Source organism: Micromonospora sp. MH33 (genome assembly GCF_003013775.1).
GTDB lineage: Bacteria > Actinomycetota > Actinomycetes > Mycobacteriales > Micromonosporaceae > Micromonospora > Micromonospora fulviviridis.
On record NZ_MUYZ01000146.1, the window covers coordinates 1 to 15,945 of the forward strand.

The window sequence follows — 15,945 nt, forward strand, 5'->3', positions numbered from 1 at the left end:
CCCGGCGCAGCCTGCTGGTGGCGTTCGGCGCCCCGGCCGGCCTCGCCCTGGTGCTCGCGCTGGTCTACTACCCGCTCGCCACGGCGGGCGCGGTCCTCGACCGGTCCGGCTACGAGCGGCTGCGGCTGGGCGAGGAGCGGGACGGCCTCGGGCTGCCCCGCCGGCAGGCCGACCCGCCCGCCGGGGCCGCGCCGGCGGGCTGTGAGTACTACACCGACGGGAACTTCCCGTTCGCCGAGCCGACCTGGCGGCTCTGCTTCGCCGGCGGCCGGCTGGTCAGCAAGGAGAAGATCGCGCGATGACCGACGACCACGGGCGCCCCCTGCGGGTGGTGCTCGCCGACGACGAGGCGATGGTCCGCGCCGGGGTGCGGGCCATCCTGGCCGCCGACCCGGGCATCGAGGTGGTCGCCGAGGCGGGCGACGGCCACGCGGCCGTCGAGCTGGTGCGGGCGCACCGGCCCCGGGTGGCGCTGCTGGACATCCGGATGCCCCGGCAGGACGGGCTGGCCGCGGCGGCGGAGATCCGGCGGCTGGTGCCGGAGACCGCCAGCGTCATGCTCACCACGTTCGGCGACGACGACCTGATCTCCCGGGCGCTCGGTCACGGTGCGAGCGGGTTCCTGCTCAAGTCCGGCGATCCCCGGGAGCTGCTCGCCGGCCTCCGGGCGGTGGCCGACGGCGGGGCGTACCTGTCGCCGCGGGTGGCGCGCCGGGTCATCGAGCTCAGCGGCGGCCGCCTGGCCCGCGGCCCGTACGCCCGGGACCGGCTGGCCGGGCTGACCGACCGGGAGCGGGAGGTGCTCGCCCTGGTCGGGGCGGGGCTGTCCAACGCCGAGATCGCCCGCCGCCTGCACCTCGTCGAGGGCACCGTGAAGAGCTACCTGACCAGCGTCTTCACCCGGCTGGACGTGCGCAACCGGGTGCAGGCGGCGATCCTCGCGTACGAGGCGGGGCTGGTTCCGCCCACCGGCTGACCAGCCCCGCCCCGCTCAGGCGTCCCGGCGGCGCAGCGCCCAGCGCCCCAGCGCCAGCGCGGCCACGGCCCAGCCGGCGAGCAGCAGCAGCCCCACCGCCGCCGGGTAGGGCTCGGTGTCCCCGGCGAGGAAGTGGTTGCCGGCCACCCCGGGGAACGCGTCGGCGATCCGGGTGAGCACGGTGATCCCCGGCTCCTGGAGCGACAGCGGAACGATCATCAGCAGCGCGAAGAGCACGGTCAGGGTGAGCACCGCGCCGCGCAGCGCCGCCGCCAGCCCCAGCGCCAGCACGCCCACCAGCGCGAGGTACGCGGCCGAGGCGACCACATCACCCACGGTTCCGCCCAGCGGGGCGCGACCCCACTCGCCGAGCACCGGCCGGGCGACCGCCGCGCCGACCGCGCCGAGCAGCAGCCCGGCCAGGAACGTCACCCCGCCGACCACGACCGCCTTGGCCGCCAGCACCCGCCCCCGCGACGGGGTGCAGCGCAGCGTGGTGCGGATCGTGCCGGTGGCGAACTCGCTGCTGATCGCGAAGAGGCCGAGGGCGAGCACCACGTACTGGGTGAGGTCCAGCGCGCCGGCGACGATCTCGCCGACGTCGACGATGCCGGGGTTCACGGTCGGGTCGTCGTCGGTGTTGGCGTTCACCGCGTAGATGGCGAGCTGGCCGGCGGTGGCCGCCATGGTCAGCGCGGCGGCCAGCAGCGTCCACCAGGTGGACCGGACCGACCAGAGCTTGGTCCACTCGGCGGCCACCGCCCCGGTGAACGGGCCGCCGGCCGGGGCGGGCCGGGCCGCCGGCCGGCTCGGGGTGAGGGTGGGCAGCGCGGTCATCGGGTCTCGCCTCCGGTCGGGCCGGCCGCGTACTCCACGCTGCCGGCGGTCAGTTCCAGGAACGCCTCCTCCAGGGAGGGCGCCACCGGGGTCAGCTCGTGCAACCGCACCCCCAGCTCGTACGCGAGGTCACCGACGCGGCCGGCGGTGCTGCCGGTGACCGTCAGCCCGCCCTCGTCCGGGTCGACCGTCGCCCCCTCGGCGGCCAGCCGCGCCCCCAGCGTCGCCAGGCCGGCCGGCTCGGGCCCGCGTACCCGGACCGAGCCGGCCGGGCGGGCGGCGATCAGCTCGGCGAGCGGCGCGTCGGCGACCAGCCGGCCCCGGCCGAGCACCACCACCCGGTCGGCGGTCTGCTGCATCTCGCTCATGAGGTGGCTGGAGATCAGCACGGTGCGTCCCTCGTCGGCGAGGCCCCGGGTGAACCGGCGGATCCACCGCACCCCGTCCGGGTCGAGCCCGTTGACCGGCTCGTCGAGCAGCAGCACGGGCGGGTCGCCGAGCAGTGCTCCGGCGATGCCGAGCCGCTGGCCCATGCCGAGCGACAGTGCGCGTCCCGGCTTGCCGGCGGCCCGCCCGTCCAGCCCGACCAGGTCGAGCACCTCGTCCACCCGGCGGGTCGGGATCCCGTTGCTGCGGGCCATGGCCCGCAGGTGCGCCCGGCCGGAGCGGGCCGGGTGCACGCCGGTGGCGTCGAGCAGCGCCCCGACCTCGTGCAGCGGGTACCGCAGTTGCCGGTACGGGCGGCCGTTGACCAGGGCCTGCCCGGCGGTCGGTCGGTCCAGCCCCAGCACCATCCGCATGGTGGTGGACTTGCCCGCGCCGTTCGGGCCGAGGAAGCCGGTCACCTGCCCCGGTCCGATCTCGACGGTCAGGTCGTCGACCGCGGTGGCCGCGCCGAACCGTTTCGTCAACCCACGAAGTGTGATCATGCGCCGACGGTAGGCAGCGGAGGGGGTGCCGCACCGCCACCGATGGGCACCGGTCGGCCCTGACTTTCGTCAGGTCCGGCGGACCACGAACGCGTCGGGCATCCGGAAGGTGAGGTTGTCCGGGCACCACGGCGGCCGGACCACGGTCACCCCGTCGAGCAGCGGCGCGGCCTCGGACACCACCACGGCCGCCTCCATCCGGGCCAGCTGCGCCCCGACGCACCGGTGCGGTCCGGCCCCGAAGGCCAGGTGCCGGCGGGAGCCGCGCTGCCCCGGCCGGAACTCGCCGGGCGCGGCCACCACCGCGGGGTCCCGGCCGGCCCGGGCCAGCCAGGCGACGATGCTGGTGCCCGCCGGCACCTCGACCTCGCCGAGGGTGGTGTCCACCGCGGCCACCCGCCGCCAGGTGACGATCGGCGGTTCCAGCCGCAGCCCCTCCTCGACCACGTCGGCGACCGGGATCTCGCCCGCGCGCAGGCCGGCCCGCACCGCCGGCTCGCCGGCCAGCCGGTGCAGCAGCAGGGTGAGGAACTGCGAGGTGGTCTCCTGGCCGGCGACCAGCAGGAAGAAGAGCGCGCCGACCACCACGTCGGGGGAGTGCCCGGCGGCGCGCAGCCGGGCGGCCAGCCCGCCCCCGGTGGCGGCGAACGCGCGGAGCACGGTGTGGAACCGGCCGACCTCGGCGGCTAGAGCGAGCTGCCGGGCGGGGTCCAGCGGCGCCCAGAACAGCTCCAGGGCGGCCCGGGCGAAGTCCTTGACCGCGCCGACCGGGGCGTCCGGCAGCTCGACCAGCCGGGCCAGCACCAGCAGCGGCAGGTCGGCGGCGAGCCCGGCGTACAGGTCGACCGGCTCGCCCGCGGCGAGGGCGGCGGCGAGCCGGGTCACCCGCTCCCGGACCAGGCCGGTGAGCCAGGGTTGCTGGGCGGCCACCCGGTCCGGGTGCAGCGCCTCGGCGACGATCGCGCGGATCTCCGGGTGGCTGGCTGACGCGTTGTTCGCGAGCGTCGGGGGCAGCCGGAACCGGTGCCCGGCGAGCACCCGCAGCGCGGCCACCGGGATCGGGGTCACCGCGTCGAGGGCGTTGTCCGGCCGGAACGTCTCCGGATCGGTGAGCAGCCGCCGGACCAGCGCGTGCCGGGTCACCACCAGGTGCGGCACGCCGACGTGGTCGACCACGGTGGCCGCGTCGGGCCACGGACCGTCGACGGACTCCCCCCAGCCCCGGAACAGCACGGGCGTCACGCTAGCGGGCGGCTCCCGGCGGAGCCGGGTCCAGCTCCCACACGGTGGTGTGCTTCACCCGTACGCTCTCCAGCGCCTCCGGCACCGGCACCTCGTACGCGGCCAGTTCGTGGAAGCGCTCGCGGGGCAGGAAGGCCCGGCCGGGGTCGCCGACCAGCACCCGGGCCCCGGACCGGGCGGCCCGGAGCAGGAAGCGCAGCATCCGGCGGGCCATCGCCTCGCTGTAGAAGACGTCCCCGGCCAGCACCACCTCGGCGTCCCCCGCGTCGCCGTCCAGGATGTCGCCGAGTTCGGCGTCGACGCGTACCCCGTTGGCCTCGGCGTTGAGCGCGACGGCCGCGACGGCCCGCTCGTCCACCTCGACGGCCCGGACGGTGGCCGCGCCGCCCCGGGCGGCGGCGATGGCGACCAGGCCGGAGCCGGAGGCGAGATCGAGCACCCGGCGGCCGGCGACCAGTTCGGGGTGGTCGGTGACGTAGCGGGCGAGGGCCTGGCCGCCGGCCCAGGCGAACGCCCAGAACGGCGGTGGTTGGGCGCTGTGGAACTCGCCCTCGGTCAGCTCCCAGAGGCCGATCGGCTCGTCGGCCTGGTGCAGCCGCACCTCGGGGACGAAGGCGACCGGGGCGAGCCGGGCGTGCAGCCGGACGAAGGCCGCGGACAGGTCGGACACCGGGTGATTCTGTCGTACCCCGGAAGAGGGCCGGCGGGCGATCCCGGGCGTGTCGCGGCGCGGCCGTGAGCGGTTCACCACGGTCGGTGACAACCGGCCCCGGTGTTGGCGGTTCGTGCGAACACGCCCGTCTACCGGGGCGCCGGTGGCGCTCCTAGCGTTTCGGGGTGGACGCGGCCGACGGGAGGAGACGGTGGTGAGCGGGTGGCGGTACGCGCTGCGGATCGGGGTGGTGCTGACCTGTCTGGCGGGGGCCGGGCTGGGCGCGGCCGTGCCGGCCGGGGCGGCGGCTGCCTTCTCGACCGAGCTGAGCGGCCTGCCGGACGAGTTCACCGCCGGGGACCGGGTGGCGATCCTCTCCGCCGTGGTGTCCCGGTCCGACGGGGGCGGCTGCGTCAAGGTGCGCTGGTCGATGCTGCTGCGGGTGCAGGGCCTGCGGCTGGACCAGGTCAAGGTGGACCGGGTGGAGGACAGCGGCTCCTTCCCGCTGGAGATCCGTACCGAGGGGGACACCGCCCGGCTGACCGACCGCGACCTGGACCCGGGCCTGCTCTGCCCGGGCCGTACCGTCACGGCCCGCTACCGGGTGGCCTTCGCCGAGGACGTGGCCGGCGGGCGGGTGAGCTTCGCCGCCGAGGCGTACGACCCGGGGTTGCGCCTGCTGGCCCGGCAGACCGCCGCGCGCCGGGTGGTGGGGCCGGAGGCGACGGCCGACCCGACCGGGGCGACGCCGGAGCCCACGCGGTCCCGCGCCGAGCCGACCGACCCGGCCACCGAGGAGCCGGTGGCGGACGACCCGTCCACCGAGGCGGCGGTGGTCGAGCCGCCGCCCGGCGCGGCGGCGCCTGCTGCGCCCGGTCCGCGAGGCGCCGGAGGACCCGGGGTGGGCGTTCGAGCGGCCACCGGCCCGGGGGCGCCGGCGGTAGGGGGTCACGCCGGGGCGTAGGCCGCCTCGTGGGCCGCCGGCAGGCCCGGTGCGGCGGGGTCGGACGCCTTGACGAACTGGCACAGCTCCGGCCAGAGCAGGTGCCGCCAGAAGTCGACGCTGACCACCGCGTCCAGGCTGCCGGGCGGGATGGGCGGCGCGATGCCGACGAGGTGGAAGTTGGTCGGCCCGGGCGGGGCGGCGTAGTCGTAGGTCAGCGCGGCCGCGGGCAGATCGACACGGTCGCTGCCGGTGCCCACCCAGAGCACCCGGGGCCCGGGGAGCCGGTCGGCGAGCCGGGCGACGGCCGGCCCGATCGCGCAGGACGACCGCCGGACGCACTCGTCGACCAGCGACCGGTAGTGCAGGATCCGCCGGGTCGCCTCGTGGCCCACGATCACGCTGAGGAACTCCCACTCCAGGCAGGGGTAGAGGGTCACGAGCGTCCGGGTGTTCGCCATCATCTCCGCCCAGTTGCGGCCGATGTCCTTGTGGTGCGGCAGGTGCACGACGCGGGCGCCGTCGTCGAACGCGAAGTTGACGCCCGGCGGCAGGTGCCGGTCCACCCGGTAGAACAGCTCGATGTCCTCCATCCCGTAGCTCAGGCCGAACTCCTCGCGGTAGCCACCGATCTCGTCGAACGGCGCCCGGGGGAGGGAGATGTTGTGCGTGTAGGCGAGTGCCCAGCCCAACCGCAGCCAGTCCCGGTCGTCGTCCGGCGCGCCGTCGGGGAACCGCATGTCGCCGCCGTGGGGATAGGTGCGGGGGAGCGCCGACGGTCCGGCGCCGGCCAGGACGGCGGGCAGGTGGGCCATGCCGATCTCGTCCCGCCGGCCGATCAGCACGGCGGGGCCGCCCGGGGCGGCGTGGTGGGCCAGGTGCCGTTCCAGCAGGTCGGGCAGGGCGTACGAGTCGGCGTCCAGGAAGACCAGCAGCGGCGCGGACGCGTGTCGTACGCCCTCGTTGCGCGCGGCGGCGCGGCCCCGGCGCTCCGGGAACTCCACCAGCCGCAGGCGGAGGCCGGCGCCGGCGGCGAGGGCCTCGGCGTAACCGGCGGGCGATCCGCCGTCGCGCACCACGATCACCTCGAACCGCTCCGGCGGCAGGGTCTGGCGGGTCAGCGCCCGTAGCGTCAGCTCCAGGCACTGCGCGTCATGGAAGGTCGGCATCACCACGCTCAGCTCGGGGGTGCCGGTGGTCTGCAGCGACATGCGAACTTCTCCGTTCGTCGGACGGGCGTGCCGCGGGTCGAGGGCGGGCCGCCGGCGGTCCGGCGGCGGAGTGCGGAAGGCCCGGAAGGTGGCGGGCGGGGATGACCGGTTGCGGGTCGGTCGGCGAGCCCGGCCAGGGAGGCGGCAGCGCTCCGACCGACGATAACTCTGCGCATAGACGCTAATCACCGAAAGTAGGGGTGGTGTAGGGGTTCGTCGATCGGAACTGGTTTACAAAAGCTAGCTTCTTGTAAAACGGCGTGACGGCTGCCACAGTCTGGACAGGAGTTCACGGATCGGAGGCTGACGATGGGCACCGACACCGTCCCCTGGCGGGACACCCGCAAGCCGCTCTGGAGGTGGCGGAACGTTGGCTCTCCCGGATCGCCCTCGCGCCGACCGGGTACGGGCACTTCCACGTCGAGCACAACCGGGGCCACCACACCCGGGTCGCCACCCCGGAGGACCCGGCCAGCTCCCGGCTGGGCGAGACGTTCTGGGCGTTCTGGCCGCGTACGGTCCGGGGCAGCCTGCGCTCGGCCTGGCGGCTGGAGAGCAGCCGGTTGCGCCTGCGTGGCCGTACCCCCTGGACCTGGCGCAACGACGTGCTCAACGCCTGGGCGATGACCGTGCTGCTCTACGCCGTGCTGGCGGTCGCGTTCGGCCCCGGGGTGCTGGTCTTCCTCGCGCTCCAGGCGGTGGTCGGCTTCTCCCTGCTGGAGGTGGTCAACTACCTGGAGCACTACGGGCTGGCCCGGCAGCGCACCGCCGCCGGCCGCTACGAGAAGGTCGATCCCCGGCACAGCTGGAACAGCGACCGGACGGTCACCAACGTCTTCCTCTTCCAGCTCCAGCGGCACAGCGACCACCACGCCAACCCGCTGCGCCGCTACCAGGCGCTGCGCAGCTTCGACGCCTCCCCGCAGCTGCCCGCCGGCTACGCCACCATGGTGGTCGCCGCGCTGCTGCCGCCGGTCTGGCGGCGGGTGATGGACCACCGGGTGCTCGCCCACTACGGCGGCGACCTGGCGCTGGCCAACGTCCACCCGCCGGCCCGGGACCGGCTGCGGGAGCGCCGCCTCGCCGCCCCCGGGTCGGGCGCGTTCAGTCCAGCTGGGCCGGTTCCAGGCCCAGCTCGCGGGCCGCGACGAGGCGGACCCACTCGGCGATCTGCCGGCGGGTGATCACTCGTTCGTGCACCGCTAGCTGCACCGCGAGGCCGTCCATCACCGCGCTGATCCGCCAGGCCGCGCCGGCCGGGTCGGGGCAGTCGAAGGTGCCGTCAGCCACCCCGTCGGCGATCACCGCGGCCAGGTCCCGTCGCCACCGCAGGTCCAGCCGGCGGGAGAGCTTCTCCAGCTCCGGGGTGCGCAGCGACTCCGCCCAGCCGTCGATCCACATCGACCAGGAGGTCGATCGGCCGGTCGGGGCGTAGAGGCGGAGCATCCGGCGGAGCTTGGTCAGCGGCGGGGCGCTGGAGTGGACCACTGTGTCGAGCCGGTTCAGGTCCTGCTCGACGGCGTAGGCGAACGCCTGCGCGAGCAGCCGGTCCTTGGTGGCGAAGTGGTAGAAGACCAGGGCCTGACTGACCCCGGCGGCCTCGGCCACGTCGGCCGTGCGGGTGTTGGCGAGTCCCCGTTCCGCAATCACCTCACAGGCCGTGCGCAGCAGCGCGTCCAGGCGGATCTCGGCGGCACGTCTCGTCACGTTGGTTACCGTAGCCCATCCGATTGACCACGAGGAGTTACCGAAGCGGCCGGTCTGCCGCACGACAGTCGGATCCCGGACAGTGTCCCGCCGGCGGTTCGGGAGGCCGGATCCGCAGGTCGACGGGCCGCTCGCCCCTCGTTCACCTGCCACCCAGGCTCCTAGGAAGCTCGGGGCGCCGGGAACCCCGTCACTCGGACGCGCCCGAAAGGGGACCCGATTTGGCAACCCTTCCCGGCCTCGGCTAAAGTTCTCATCCGTCACCGGATAACTCCGGGGGCACGCGGACGTAGCGCAGCTGGTAGCGCATCACCTTGCCAAGGTGAGGGTCGCGGGTTCGAATCCCGTCGTCCGCTCGGAGCTGCCGCCACGCATGTCGGGGGCAACCTCGGTGGAGTGGCCGAGAGGCGAGGCAACGGCCTGCAAAGCCGTGTACACGGGTTCAAATCCCGTCTCCACCTCGGCAGTTGAGCGAGGGCGATTGGCGCAGTGGGAGCGCGCTTCCTTGACACGGAAGAGGTCACTGGTTCAAACCCAGTATCGCCCACCAGCGCAGAGGCCGTGTCGATCATTCGACACGGCCTCTCGCATTTCCCGGCCGGGTCACGCCGACGCGCCCAGTAGCGCCTCCGCCACCGCCGTCCGGCTGCTCAGCAGCGACCGGCCCTGCCGGTGCGTCACCACCAGGCCGGCCGCCCGCAGCGCGGTGAGGTGCTGCGACACCCCGGCCGGGGACAGTCCGGTACGCCGGGCCAGCTCGGTGGTCGACCGCGGCGCGTCCAGCGCGGTGAGCAGCCGCGCCCGGCCCCGGCCGAGCACCGCGCCCAGCGCGTCCGGGGCCACCGCCGGGCACTCCCACAGGCCGCCCACTCCCCGGGCCGGGTAGGCCAGCTGCGGGACGTCGCCGGCCGCGATGCTGAGCACCGACGGCCAGACGAAGACCGAGGGCACCAGGACCAGCCCGCGGCCGTCCGGCACGTCCGGGGCGGCGCAGTGGCGCTGGCTGATCAGCAGGGCGTCGCCCTCCCAGCGGACCCGCTCGTGCAGGTCGTTGAGGAGTCCGGCCGCGCCGTCCTCGGCCAGCCGCCGGGCCCGGTGGAACACCTCGGCGTCGAGCACCGCCCGGATCCGGGGCCAGTCGCGGGCCACGGCCAGCCGCCAGTACGTACCGATCTCCTCGGCGAGCCGGCGCAGCCCGGCGTCCGGGTCGGCGTACAGGGCGGCCACCGCGGCCGGCCGCGGGCCGGGACAGAGATCGAGCTGGGCGCGGACCGTCTCCGGCGGGGTGGCGCGGAGCACCGCCAGTTCCTGGTCCAGGTCCGGGGTCAGGCCGGCCGGCGGCGGGGTGAGGAAGTCGGGCAGGTAGCCCGGCGCGGGCGGGACGAGCTGCCGGAGCAGGCCGGCGTCCGGGTCGAGCAGCCCCGCCCCGGCCAGCCGCGGCCGGACCCGGTTGGCCCACGGCAGGTGGATCGCGTGCCGGCCCGGGTCGCGGAGCACCCGGACGCCGGCCATCACCTCCCAGAGGCAGGAGAGCGCGAAGCGGACCCGCGCCACCCCGCCCGCCGACAGCCCGATCGCGACCACGCCGCCCCCTTTGTTTCAGCCAGGGCTGAAACATTACGGCGGCCGGCGCCGCCGCCGGAGACTGGCCGGGTGAACGAACACCACACCCGAGCCCTGCACTTCCGCTCCCTGCACGTCCCCGGCGAGCCGCTGGTCCTGGTCAACGCCTGGGACGCGGCGAGCGCCCGGATCGTCGCCGCGGCCGGCGCCCGCGCGGTGGCCACCACCAGCGCGGGCGTCGCGTGGAGCCGCGGCGTCCCGGACGGTGACGCCCTCGGCCGCGAGACCGCCGTCGACGTCGTCCGCCGCGTCGCCGCCGCGGTGCCGCTGCCGGTCACCGCCGACATCGAGTCCGGGTACGGCGACACCGCCGACGAGGTCGCCGCGACCGTGGCCGCGGTGCTCGCCGCCGGTGCCGTCGGGGTGAACGTCGAGGACGCCCGGCACGCCGAGGGCGCGCCGCTGCGTCCGGTCGAGGAGCAGTGCGCCCGGCTGGCCGCCGTCCGGTCCGCCGCCGACCGGGCCGGGATCCCGCTGTACGTCAACGCGCGCATCGACACCTTCCTGCGCGGCGTCGGCGGGATCGAGGAGACGGTGGCGCGGGCCGGGGCGTACCTGGCCGCCGGGGCGGACGGGATCTTCGTGCCCGGGGTGGTCGACCCGGGCACCGTGGCCGCCCTGGTCGCCGCGATCCCGGCCCCGCTGAACGTGCTGGCCGGGCCGGGCGCCCCGCCGGTGGCGGCGCTGGCGAAGCTCGGGGTGGCCCGGGTCAGCCTCGGTTCCTCGGTCGCCGAGGCCGCGTACGCGGTGGCCCGGCGGGCCGCCGAGGAGGCGTTCACCGCCGGGACGTACGGCGCGCTGGCCGACGCGCTCGACTACGGCACGCTGAACGACCTGATGCGCTGACCGGGCACGCGAAACGGGGGCGCCGGGCGGCACCCCCGTTCCGCACGCGACTGAGGACCGATCAGCTCCGTCGGCCCGTTCGGGTGTGGATCACAGCGGCGGGGCCACGTCCCGACGCTCCTCGACCCGCCGGTACTCGACCGGCTCGGCGGTGGTGACCACCTCGCGGCGGCGGCCCCAGACCAGCGTCGTCATGATCAGGCCCAGGACACCCGCCGCCATCAGGATCCAGCCGACGACGTCCAGGTTGACCCCGCCGATGCTGGCGTCCAGCGCGAAGGTGAGGATCGCGCCCACCGCGATCAGGAAAATGCTCGTTCCGATACCCACGACAGCCTCCTTCGGGGGGACGATTGTGCTGTCGCAGCAGTCAGTACCCCGGCGGCGAGCAGCGCAATCACCCGCCTGTGGCGGCGGTCACCCCTCGGCGGCTCCGGTCGCCGCCCCCGGACCCGCCGGGGCCCCGCCGCGCGGCGATCTTGTCATCGGGTACAGTTGCACCCGTCGCCGGCGCTGCCGGCGGCAACGCGGACGTAGCGCAGCTGGTAGCGCATCACCTTGCCAAGGTGAGGGTCGCGGGTTCGAATCCCGTCGTCCGCTCGCGATCTGCCCCTCGCGGGCCGACCGTCGCCGGTGCTTCGATCCGGCGATTGCCCGGGCGATTGGCGCAGTGGGAGCGCGCTTCCTTGACACGGAAGAGGTCACTGGTTCAAACCCAGTATCGCCCACCAGCTTTCCGAGCGACACGAAGGCTCGTCACCGCAGGCGGTGGCGGGCCTTCTCTCTTGGGCCCGGCACCGCCGACATCCGTGGACCCGCGCCGGCCGGTCGCCCGGCGCCGGCGTCCACGGGGTCGCCGGCCACTGGCCACATCGGTCGCCCGGCCGCACGGAGGACCTGGTATGGATCCGCCCAACGGGTTATGGAGCCGCTGGCCCGGCCCGTGACAGGGTGGGGGCCCGTGGAGCTGGGAGGCGATCGTATGCGGTCAGTCAGGCAGGGACGGTGGCGGCGCACAACCGCCCGGCTGGGCGTGGCCGCGCTGTTCGTGGCGACGGGGGTGGCGCTGGGCGCCGCGCCCGCGCAGGCGACCGCCACCCGCACCGTCGCGTTCTGGAGCATGGACGAACCGGCCGGGTCGACCGTGCTCAAGGACAGCAGCGGCAACGGCCGCAACGGCGCCACCGGCGCGGAGGTGGTGACCGGCGTCCGCTACGCCGGCGCCACCGGGCACCGGTTCGCCACCCACCTGCCCACCGACCAGGAGTACGTCCCGGGCCACGTGAACCTGGTGCCGCACAGCACCGAGTTCAACCCGGACGCCGGGGACTTCTCATTCACCATCCGCTACCGGACCACGTACTCCTTCGGCAACATCCTCCAGAAGGGACAGGGCGCGACCGTCGGCGGCTACTGGAAGTTCGAGGCGCCGGGCGGCAAGCCGAAGTGCCTGTTCCGCGGCGGCGACGGCGCCTCCCGGACCGGCTACACCGACGTGTCGATCTCCGACGGCCAGTGGCACACCGTCACCTGCAACCGCACCTCCACCTACGTCGAGATGTACGTCGACGGGGTGCGGACCAGCCGGCTCACCGGACCGACCGGCACGATCGCGAACAACTGGCAGCTCTCCATCGGCGGCAAGAGCCAGTGTGACGGCGTGAAGGTCACCTGCGACTACTTCGCCGGCGACATCGACTACGTGAAGATCCTGAAGGGTTCCGGCGGCGCCGCCAACAAGCCGCCGGTGGCCCAGCTCGTCCCGACCTGCTCCGGGCTGGTCTGCACCTTCTCCGGTGCCGGCTCCACCGACGCCGACGGCGCGATCCAGGACCACCGCTGGGACTTCGGCGACGGGTCCAGCGACGACACCGTCTCCGTGCCGACCACCTCGCACACGTACGCGGCGGCCGGCACCTACCCGGTCACCCTCACGGTCACCGACGACCGGGGCGCCACCGGCACCGCGACCGTCGACGTCACCGTCGCGCCGGTGCCCGAGCGGATCTCCTTCGTCGGGCAGGCCACCGCCAACGCCAACTGGACCAGCCACACGGTGACCGTGCCGTCGACCGTCCAACCGGGTGACACCCTGCTGCTCCTGCTCAGCCAGAACACCCACACCGGCACCGGCGAGCCGACCGGGGTCACCGGCTGGACCCGCCTCGACCGGCTGGACGGTGGCTTCGCCACCACCACCGCCTGGTGGAAGGTCGCCGCCGCCGGAGACGCCGGATCAGCGGTACGGGTCGCCCTCGACGCCCAGTCCAAGGGCAACCTGATCGTGGCCGCGTACCGGGGGGTCGCGCCGAGCGCACCGGCCTTCGCCCGGGCCACCGATCCGGCCAGCACCGCCACCCGGATCACCCCGTACGCGCCGGTGACCGCCGGCCAGAGCTGGGCCGTGTCGTACTGGATGCACGGGGACGCCGCGTCCACGGCGCTCACCCCGCCGGCCGGCGTCGAGGTACGCAGCAACAGCTCCCAGACCGGCGGCGGACGGGTGACGGCGCTCCTCGCCGACTCGGGCAGCAGCGTGCCGGCGGGCACCTACGGCGGCCTGGCCGCGGTGGGCGCGGCGGCCAGCACGACCACCACCACCTGGACCCTCGTCCTGCCCCCGGTCTGACCCGCAGACGCCGCTGGCCGGCACCCCCTTGTTCGGGGTGCCGGCCAGCGTTTCCTTCTTTGGGTCAGCTGTTCCAGTGCTGGGCGACGAGGTCGGCGGCCTGCTGCTCCCACTGCGCGTACGCATCCGGGTAGGCCGAGACCTGCACGGTCTGGGCGGCCTCGGTCAGCGGCATGTCCTGCCAACCATCAACCTGCTTCAAGCCCTTCTCGAACGCCAGGGTCGAGTACTCGGGGTCGGTGATCTGCTCCGGCGTACCCCAACCCGAGGACGGCCGCTGCTGGAACAGACCCAGCGAGTCATGGTCGTTCTTGTCGCCGAGGTGGCCCAGGTTCTCCAGCTTCGACTCCTGCAGGCTCGTGGCGATCGAGATGACCGCGGCCCGCTCCGGCAGACCCGCCTTCTTGGTGGCGGCGATGATCGCCTTGGCGTTGGCGGTCTGCTCGTCGTTCAGGGTGATCTTCGACTGGGCGCCCTGGACACCGTGCGGGATCAGCTTGGCGCTGTCCGGCTTGTCGGCCTGCACTGCCACGGCGACCGGCTTGGCCTCGACGGGACGGGCGTCGGCGTGGGCGGCGATCGGACCGGCGAAAATGCCACCGGTGAAAGCCAGACCAGCAATACCCAGCACGCTCTTACGCAGCATCGTGTTCATGAGGGTTAGCTCCATTCGGGGGTTGGCGCACACACGAGCCGATGGGGGTCGGCCAAGTGGTGTGCGCAAGCACCGTCAGGCGCTCACAAAGGGGGGAAAGTCTTGGGGGGATCATCCGGTGCGCGGGGCGAGGGCCTCTTCGTCGCGCCGGGACTATGTACAACGACCGGCGGCCCACCATCATTCCGGGACCGGTCACCCCGCCTCGCGGGGCTGCCTTCCTCAGCCGGCACCCCGTCGCGCGGGGGCGTCCTCCTCGGCCGTTCACCCGGATACAACGACGCCCACCCGCCAGCCATTCCGCCGCCAGAGTGCCGCCGGCCACCCCGGAAACGGACACACCACCCACCGACGCGATCGGTGGAACACCACGGGTGTATCCGGGCCCCGGAGACACCCATGACGTTCCACCCAAGGCCCGGCGCCCGGGTCGGTGGAACACCATGCGGGTATCCGGGCCCCGGAGACGTCCATGGCGTTCCACCGACGCCCAAGGCATAGCGGCGACCGGACGTTCACGCGGGGCGACGGCCGAAACGACCGGAGAGGCCAGGATGGTGGGAACAGCCGAGCGTCCAGGGACGGCTGGAGCGGTCAGGGCGGCGGCTCGTCGGACGTGGTCGGCTTCAGATCGTCGAGGTGACAGTGCCCGCGCATGCCTGGCACCGCCACCTCGGCGAGATGGGAGCGCGCCGTGGCGGGAGGGGCACTCGACCGCATGACGGGGGCCGGGTTGAGGGGCCGGAGATCGGGACGAAAGCCTACATTCGTGGCAGACGTCCAGAGGAGGGCCGGAGAGATGACCGCGTCGATGGAGATGCCCCGGGTCCAGGAGTGCGCCGTCAGGTCCTGCGCCTACAACCACACCAACGACTGCCACGCCTTCGCGATCACGATCGGCAGCAGCGACCACGCGCACTGCCACACCTTCATCGAGATGCCGGTACGCGGCGGCGTCGAGCAGACGCTCGCCCAGGTCGGCGCCTGCCAGCGGGCGGACTGCCGACACAACTCCGACCTGGAGTGTCACGCCCCGGCGATCACCGTCGGCCCGGAGAGGGACCTGGCGGACTGCCAGACCTACGCCAGCCGCTGACCGGGGTCGAGCACGCCTCCGCCGGGCCCGACGCGGGAAGCGCGGGCCCCGGACCGATCTGCGAGCGACGGGCCCGACCGACGCCGGGGAGCGCGGGCGCGACCGGTCTCAGGACAGGCCGTTGGACTCGCGGATCACGGTGACCAGGTCGTCGATGATGCCGGTCAGCGCGAAGTCCTTCGGGGTGAACACCCGGGCCACTCCGGCGGCCCGGAGCGCGTCCGCGTCGACCGCCGGGATGATGCCGCCGACCACCACGGGCAGGTCGGCCCGCCCGGCGGCGCGCAGCCCGTCCAGCACGGCCGGCACCGCGGCCAGGTGCGAGCCGGAGAGCACCGAGAGGCCGACCAGGTCGACGTCCTCCTCCACGGCGGCCGCCACGATCTGCCCGGCGGTCAGCCGGATCCCCTGGTAGACCACCTCGAAGCCGGCGTCGCGGGCGCGTACCGCGATCTGCTCGGCGCCGTTGGAGTGGCCGTCCAGGCCGGGCTTGCCGACGAGCAGCCGCAGCCGGCCGCTGCCCAGCTCGCGGGCGGTGGCGGCGACCCGCTCCCGGACGGCGCCCAGGCCGGCGTCGCCGCCGGCACCGGCCGCGCCGG

The 15,945-nt window shown here is 74.5% G+C and carries 15 protein-coding genes, 5 tRNA genes and 2 pseudogenes; 12 read left to right on the top strand and 10 right to left on the bottom strand.

Annotated features, from left to right (window positions below; genetic code table 11):
- Both B0E53_RS21165 and B0E53_RS21170 read left to right on the top strand, forming a co-directional pair.
- Positions 1–302, top strand: a pseudogene (locus tag B0E53_RS21165) (two-component sensor histidine kinase); the annotation flags it as partial.
- On the top strand, positions 299–976 hold the full coding sequence (locus tag B0E53_RS21170; protein WP_107077656.1) for a response regulator transcription factor: 678 nt from the start codon (positions 299–301) through the stop codon (positions 974–976). The pseudogene B0E53_RS21165 and the gene B0E53_RS21170, both read left to right, overlap by 4 nt.
- A 15-nt stretch (positions 977–991) precedes the next feature.
- Here the strand turns inward: B0E53_RS21170 and B0E53_RS21175 are convergent, their stop codons facing one another.
- From B0E53_RS21175 to B0E53_RS21190, 4 genes are all read right to left on the bottom strand, one after another.
- Positions 992–1,813 (bottom strand): ABC transporter permease, encoded by an 822-nt coding sequence (locus B0E53_RS21175; protein ID WP_107077657.1) that lies wholly within the window; start codon positions 1,811–1,813, stop codon positions 992–994.
- A complete protein-coding gene (locus B0E53_RS21180; protein WP_107077658.1) occupies positions 1,810–2,742 on the bottom strand; it encodes an ATP-binding cassette domain-containing protein in 933 nt (310 codons plus the stop codon). Before B0E53_RS21180 ends, B0E53_RS21175 begins: the two co-directional genes overlap by 4 nt.
- A 69-nt stretch (positions 2,743–2,811) precedes the next feature.
- A complete protein-coding gene (locus tag B0E53_RS21185) occupies positions 2,812–3,984 on the bottom strand; it encodes a cytochrome P450 (protein ID WP_168215381.1) in 1,173 nt (390 codons plus the stop codon).
- A gap of 1 nt (position 3,985) precedes the next feature.
- The gene (locus B0E53_RS21190; protein ID WP_107077659.1) at positions 3,986–4,654 is read right to left on the bottom strand and encodes a 50S ribosomal protein L11 methyltransferase; all 669 of its coding nucleotides are present in this window, start codon (positions 4,652–4,654) and stop codon (positions 3,986–3,988) included.
- Between the two features lie 196 nt (positions 4,655–4,850).
- On the opposite strand from B0E53_RS21190, the gene B0E53_RS21195 reads away from it, so the two are divergent.
- Positions 4,851–5,600, top strand: a complete 750-nt coding sequence (locus tag B0E53_RS21195; protein WP_246835526.1) for a hypothetical protein — start codon at positions 4,851–4,853, stop codon at positions 5,598–5,600.
- Here B0E53_RS21195 and B0E53_RS21200 read toward each other — a convergent pair.
- Positions 5,585–6,790 carry a glycosyltransferase gene (locus tag B0E53_RS21200; protein ID WP_107077660.1) on the bottom strand — a complete coding sequence of 402 codons (1,206 nt, stop codon included), beginning with the start codon at positions 6,788–6,790 and terminating at the stop codon, positions 5,585–5,587. The genes B0E53_RS21195 and B0E53_RS21200 overlap by 16 nt on opposite strands.
- Positions 6,791–7,155: 365 nt before the next feature.
- Here B0E53_RS21200 and B0E53_RS21205 point away from each other — a divergent pair.
- A pseudogene (locus B0E53_RS21205) lies at positions 7,156–7,842 on the top strand (alkane 1-monooxygenase); the annotation flags it as partial.
- Positions 7,843–7,894: 52 nt separating this feature from the next.
- Here B0E53_RS21205 and B0E53_RS21210 read toward each other — a convergent pair.
- Positions 7,895–8,497, bottom strand: a complete 603-nt coding sequence (locus B0E53_RS21210; RefSeq protein ID WP_107077661.1) for a TetR/AcrR family transcriptional regulator — start codon at positions 8,495–8,497, stop codon at positions 7,895–7,897.
- A gap of 283 nt (positions 8,498–8,780) precedes the next feature.
- On the opposite strand from B0E53_RS21210, the gene B0E53_RS21215 reads away from it, so the two are divergent.
- The 3 genes from B0E53_RS21215 (at position 8,781) to B0E53_RS21225 (ending at position 9,047) form a co-directional block, all read left to right on the top strand.
- Positions 8,781–8,853: transfer RNA gene (locus tag B0E53_RS21215), tRNA-Gly, on the top strand.
- A 34-nt stretch (positions 8,854–8,887) separates the two neighbouring features.
- Positions 8,888–8,958 (top strand) — tRNA-Cys (locus B0E53_RS21220).
- A 14-nt stretch (positions 8,959–8,972) separates the two neighbouring features.
- Positions 8,973–9,047: transfer RNA gene (locus B0E53_RS21225), tRNA-Val, on the top strand.
- Between the two features lie 53 nt (positions 9,048–9,100).
- Here the strand turns inward: B0E53_RS21225 and B0E53_RS21230 are convergent.
- The gene (locus B0E53_RS21230) at positions 9,101–10,081 is read right to left on the bottom strand and encodes a helix-turn-helix domain-containing protein (protein ID WP_210406165.1); all 981 of its coding nucleotides are present in this window, start codon (positions 10,079–10,081) and stop codon (positions 9,101–9,103) included.
- Between the two features lie 69 nt (positions 10,082–10,150).
- Between B0E53_RS21230 and B0E53_RS21235 the strand changes: the two genes are divergently transcribed.
- Positions 10,151–10,966: an isocitrate lyase/phosphoenolpyruvate mutase family protein gene (locus B0E53_RS21235; RefSeq protein ID WP_107077662.1), complete on the top strand. Its 816-nt coding sequence runs from the start codon at positions 10,151–10,153 to the stop codon at positions 10,964–10,966.
- 90 nt (positions 10,967–11,056) lie between these two features.
- Here B0E53_RS21235 and B0E53_RS21240 read toward each other — a convergent pair whose 3' ends face one another.
- The gene (locus tag B0E53_RS21240; protein WP_091655772.1) at positions 11,057–11,296 is read right to left on the bottom strand and encodes a DUF6458 family protein; all 240 of its coding nucleotides are present in this window, start codon (positions 11,294–11,296) and stop codon (positions 11,057–11,059) included.
- Between the two features lie 197 nt (positions 11,297–11,493).
- Here B0E53_RS21240 and B0E53_RS21245 point away from each other — a divergent pair.
- From B0E53_RS21245 to B0E53_RS21255, 3 genes are all read left to right on the top strand, one after another.
- Positions 11,494–11,566 (top strand) — tRNA-Gly (locus B0E53_RS21245).
- 56 nt (positions 11,567–11,622) lie between these two features.
- Positions 11,623–11,697, top strand: a tRNA-Val gene (locus tag B0E53_RS21250).
- Between the two features lie 251 nt (positions 11,698–11,948).
- Positions 11,949–13,595: a PKD domain-containing protein gene (locus B0E53_RS21255; RefSeq protein WP_168215382.1), complete on the top strand. Its 1,647-nt coding sequence runs from the start codon at positions 11,949–11,951 to the stop codon at positions 13,593–13,595.
- 64 nt (positions 13,596–13,659) lie between these two features.
- Here B0E53_RS21255 and B0E53_RS21260 read toward each other — a convergent pair whose 3' ends face one another.
- Complete coding sequence (locus B0E53_RS21260) at positions 13,660–14,250, bottom strand: hypothetical protein (RefSeq protein WP_107077664.1); 591 nt, start codon at positions 14,248–14,250, stop codon at positions 13,660–13,662.
- Between the two features lie 799 nt (positions 14,251–15,049).
- Between B0E53_RS21260 and B0E53_RS21265 the strand changes: the two genes are divergently transcribed.
- Positions 15,050–15,346 carry a DUF1540 domain-containing protein gene (locus B0E53_RS21265; RefSeq protein ID WP_107077665.1) on the top strand — a complete coding sequence of 99 codons (297 nt, stop codon included), beginning with the start codon at positions 15,050–15,052 and terminating at the stop codon, positions 15,344–15,346.
- 108 nt (positions 15,347–15,454) lie between these two features.
- Here the strand turns inward: B0E53_RS21265 and B0E53_RS21270 are convergent.
- A partial coding sequence (locus tag B0E53_RS21270) for a cobalamin-dependent protein (protein WP_210406166.1) occupies positions 15,455–15,945 on the bottom strand: 491 nt, incomplete at its 5' end.

Excerpts from the sequence above, each read along its gene's own strand:
- B0E53_RS21170 (WP_107077656.1), top strand. The coding sequence starts at position 299 with ATGACCGACGACCACGGGCGCCCCCTGCGGGTGGTGCTCGCCGACGAC.
- B0E53_RS21175 (WP_107077657.1), bottom strand. The coding sequence starts at position 1,813 with ATGACCGCGCTGCCCACCCTCACCCCGAGCCGGCCGGCGGCCCGGCCC.
- B0E53_RS21180 (WP_107077658.1), bottom strand. The coding sequence starts at position 2,742 with ATGATCACACTTCGTGGGTTGACGAAACGGTTCGGCGCGGCCACCGCG.
- B0E53_RS21200 (WP_107077660.1), bottom strand. The coding sequence starts at position 6,790 with ATGTCGCTGCAGACCACCGGCACCCCCGAGCTGAGCGTGGTGATGCCG.
- B0E53_RS21255 (WP_168215382.1), top strand. The coding sequence starts at position 11,949 with ATGCGGTCAGTCAGGCAGGGACGGTGGCGGCGCACAACCGCCCGGCTG.
- B0E53_RS21260 (WP_107077664.1), bottom strand. The coding sequence starts at position 14,250 with ATGAACACGATGCTGCGTAAGAGCGTGCTGGGTATTGCTGGTCTGGCT.
- B0E53_RS21265 (WP_107077665.1), top strand. The coding sequence starts at position 15,050 with ATGACCGCGTCGATGGAGATGCCCCGGGTCCAGGAGTGCGCCGTCAGG.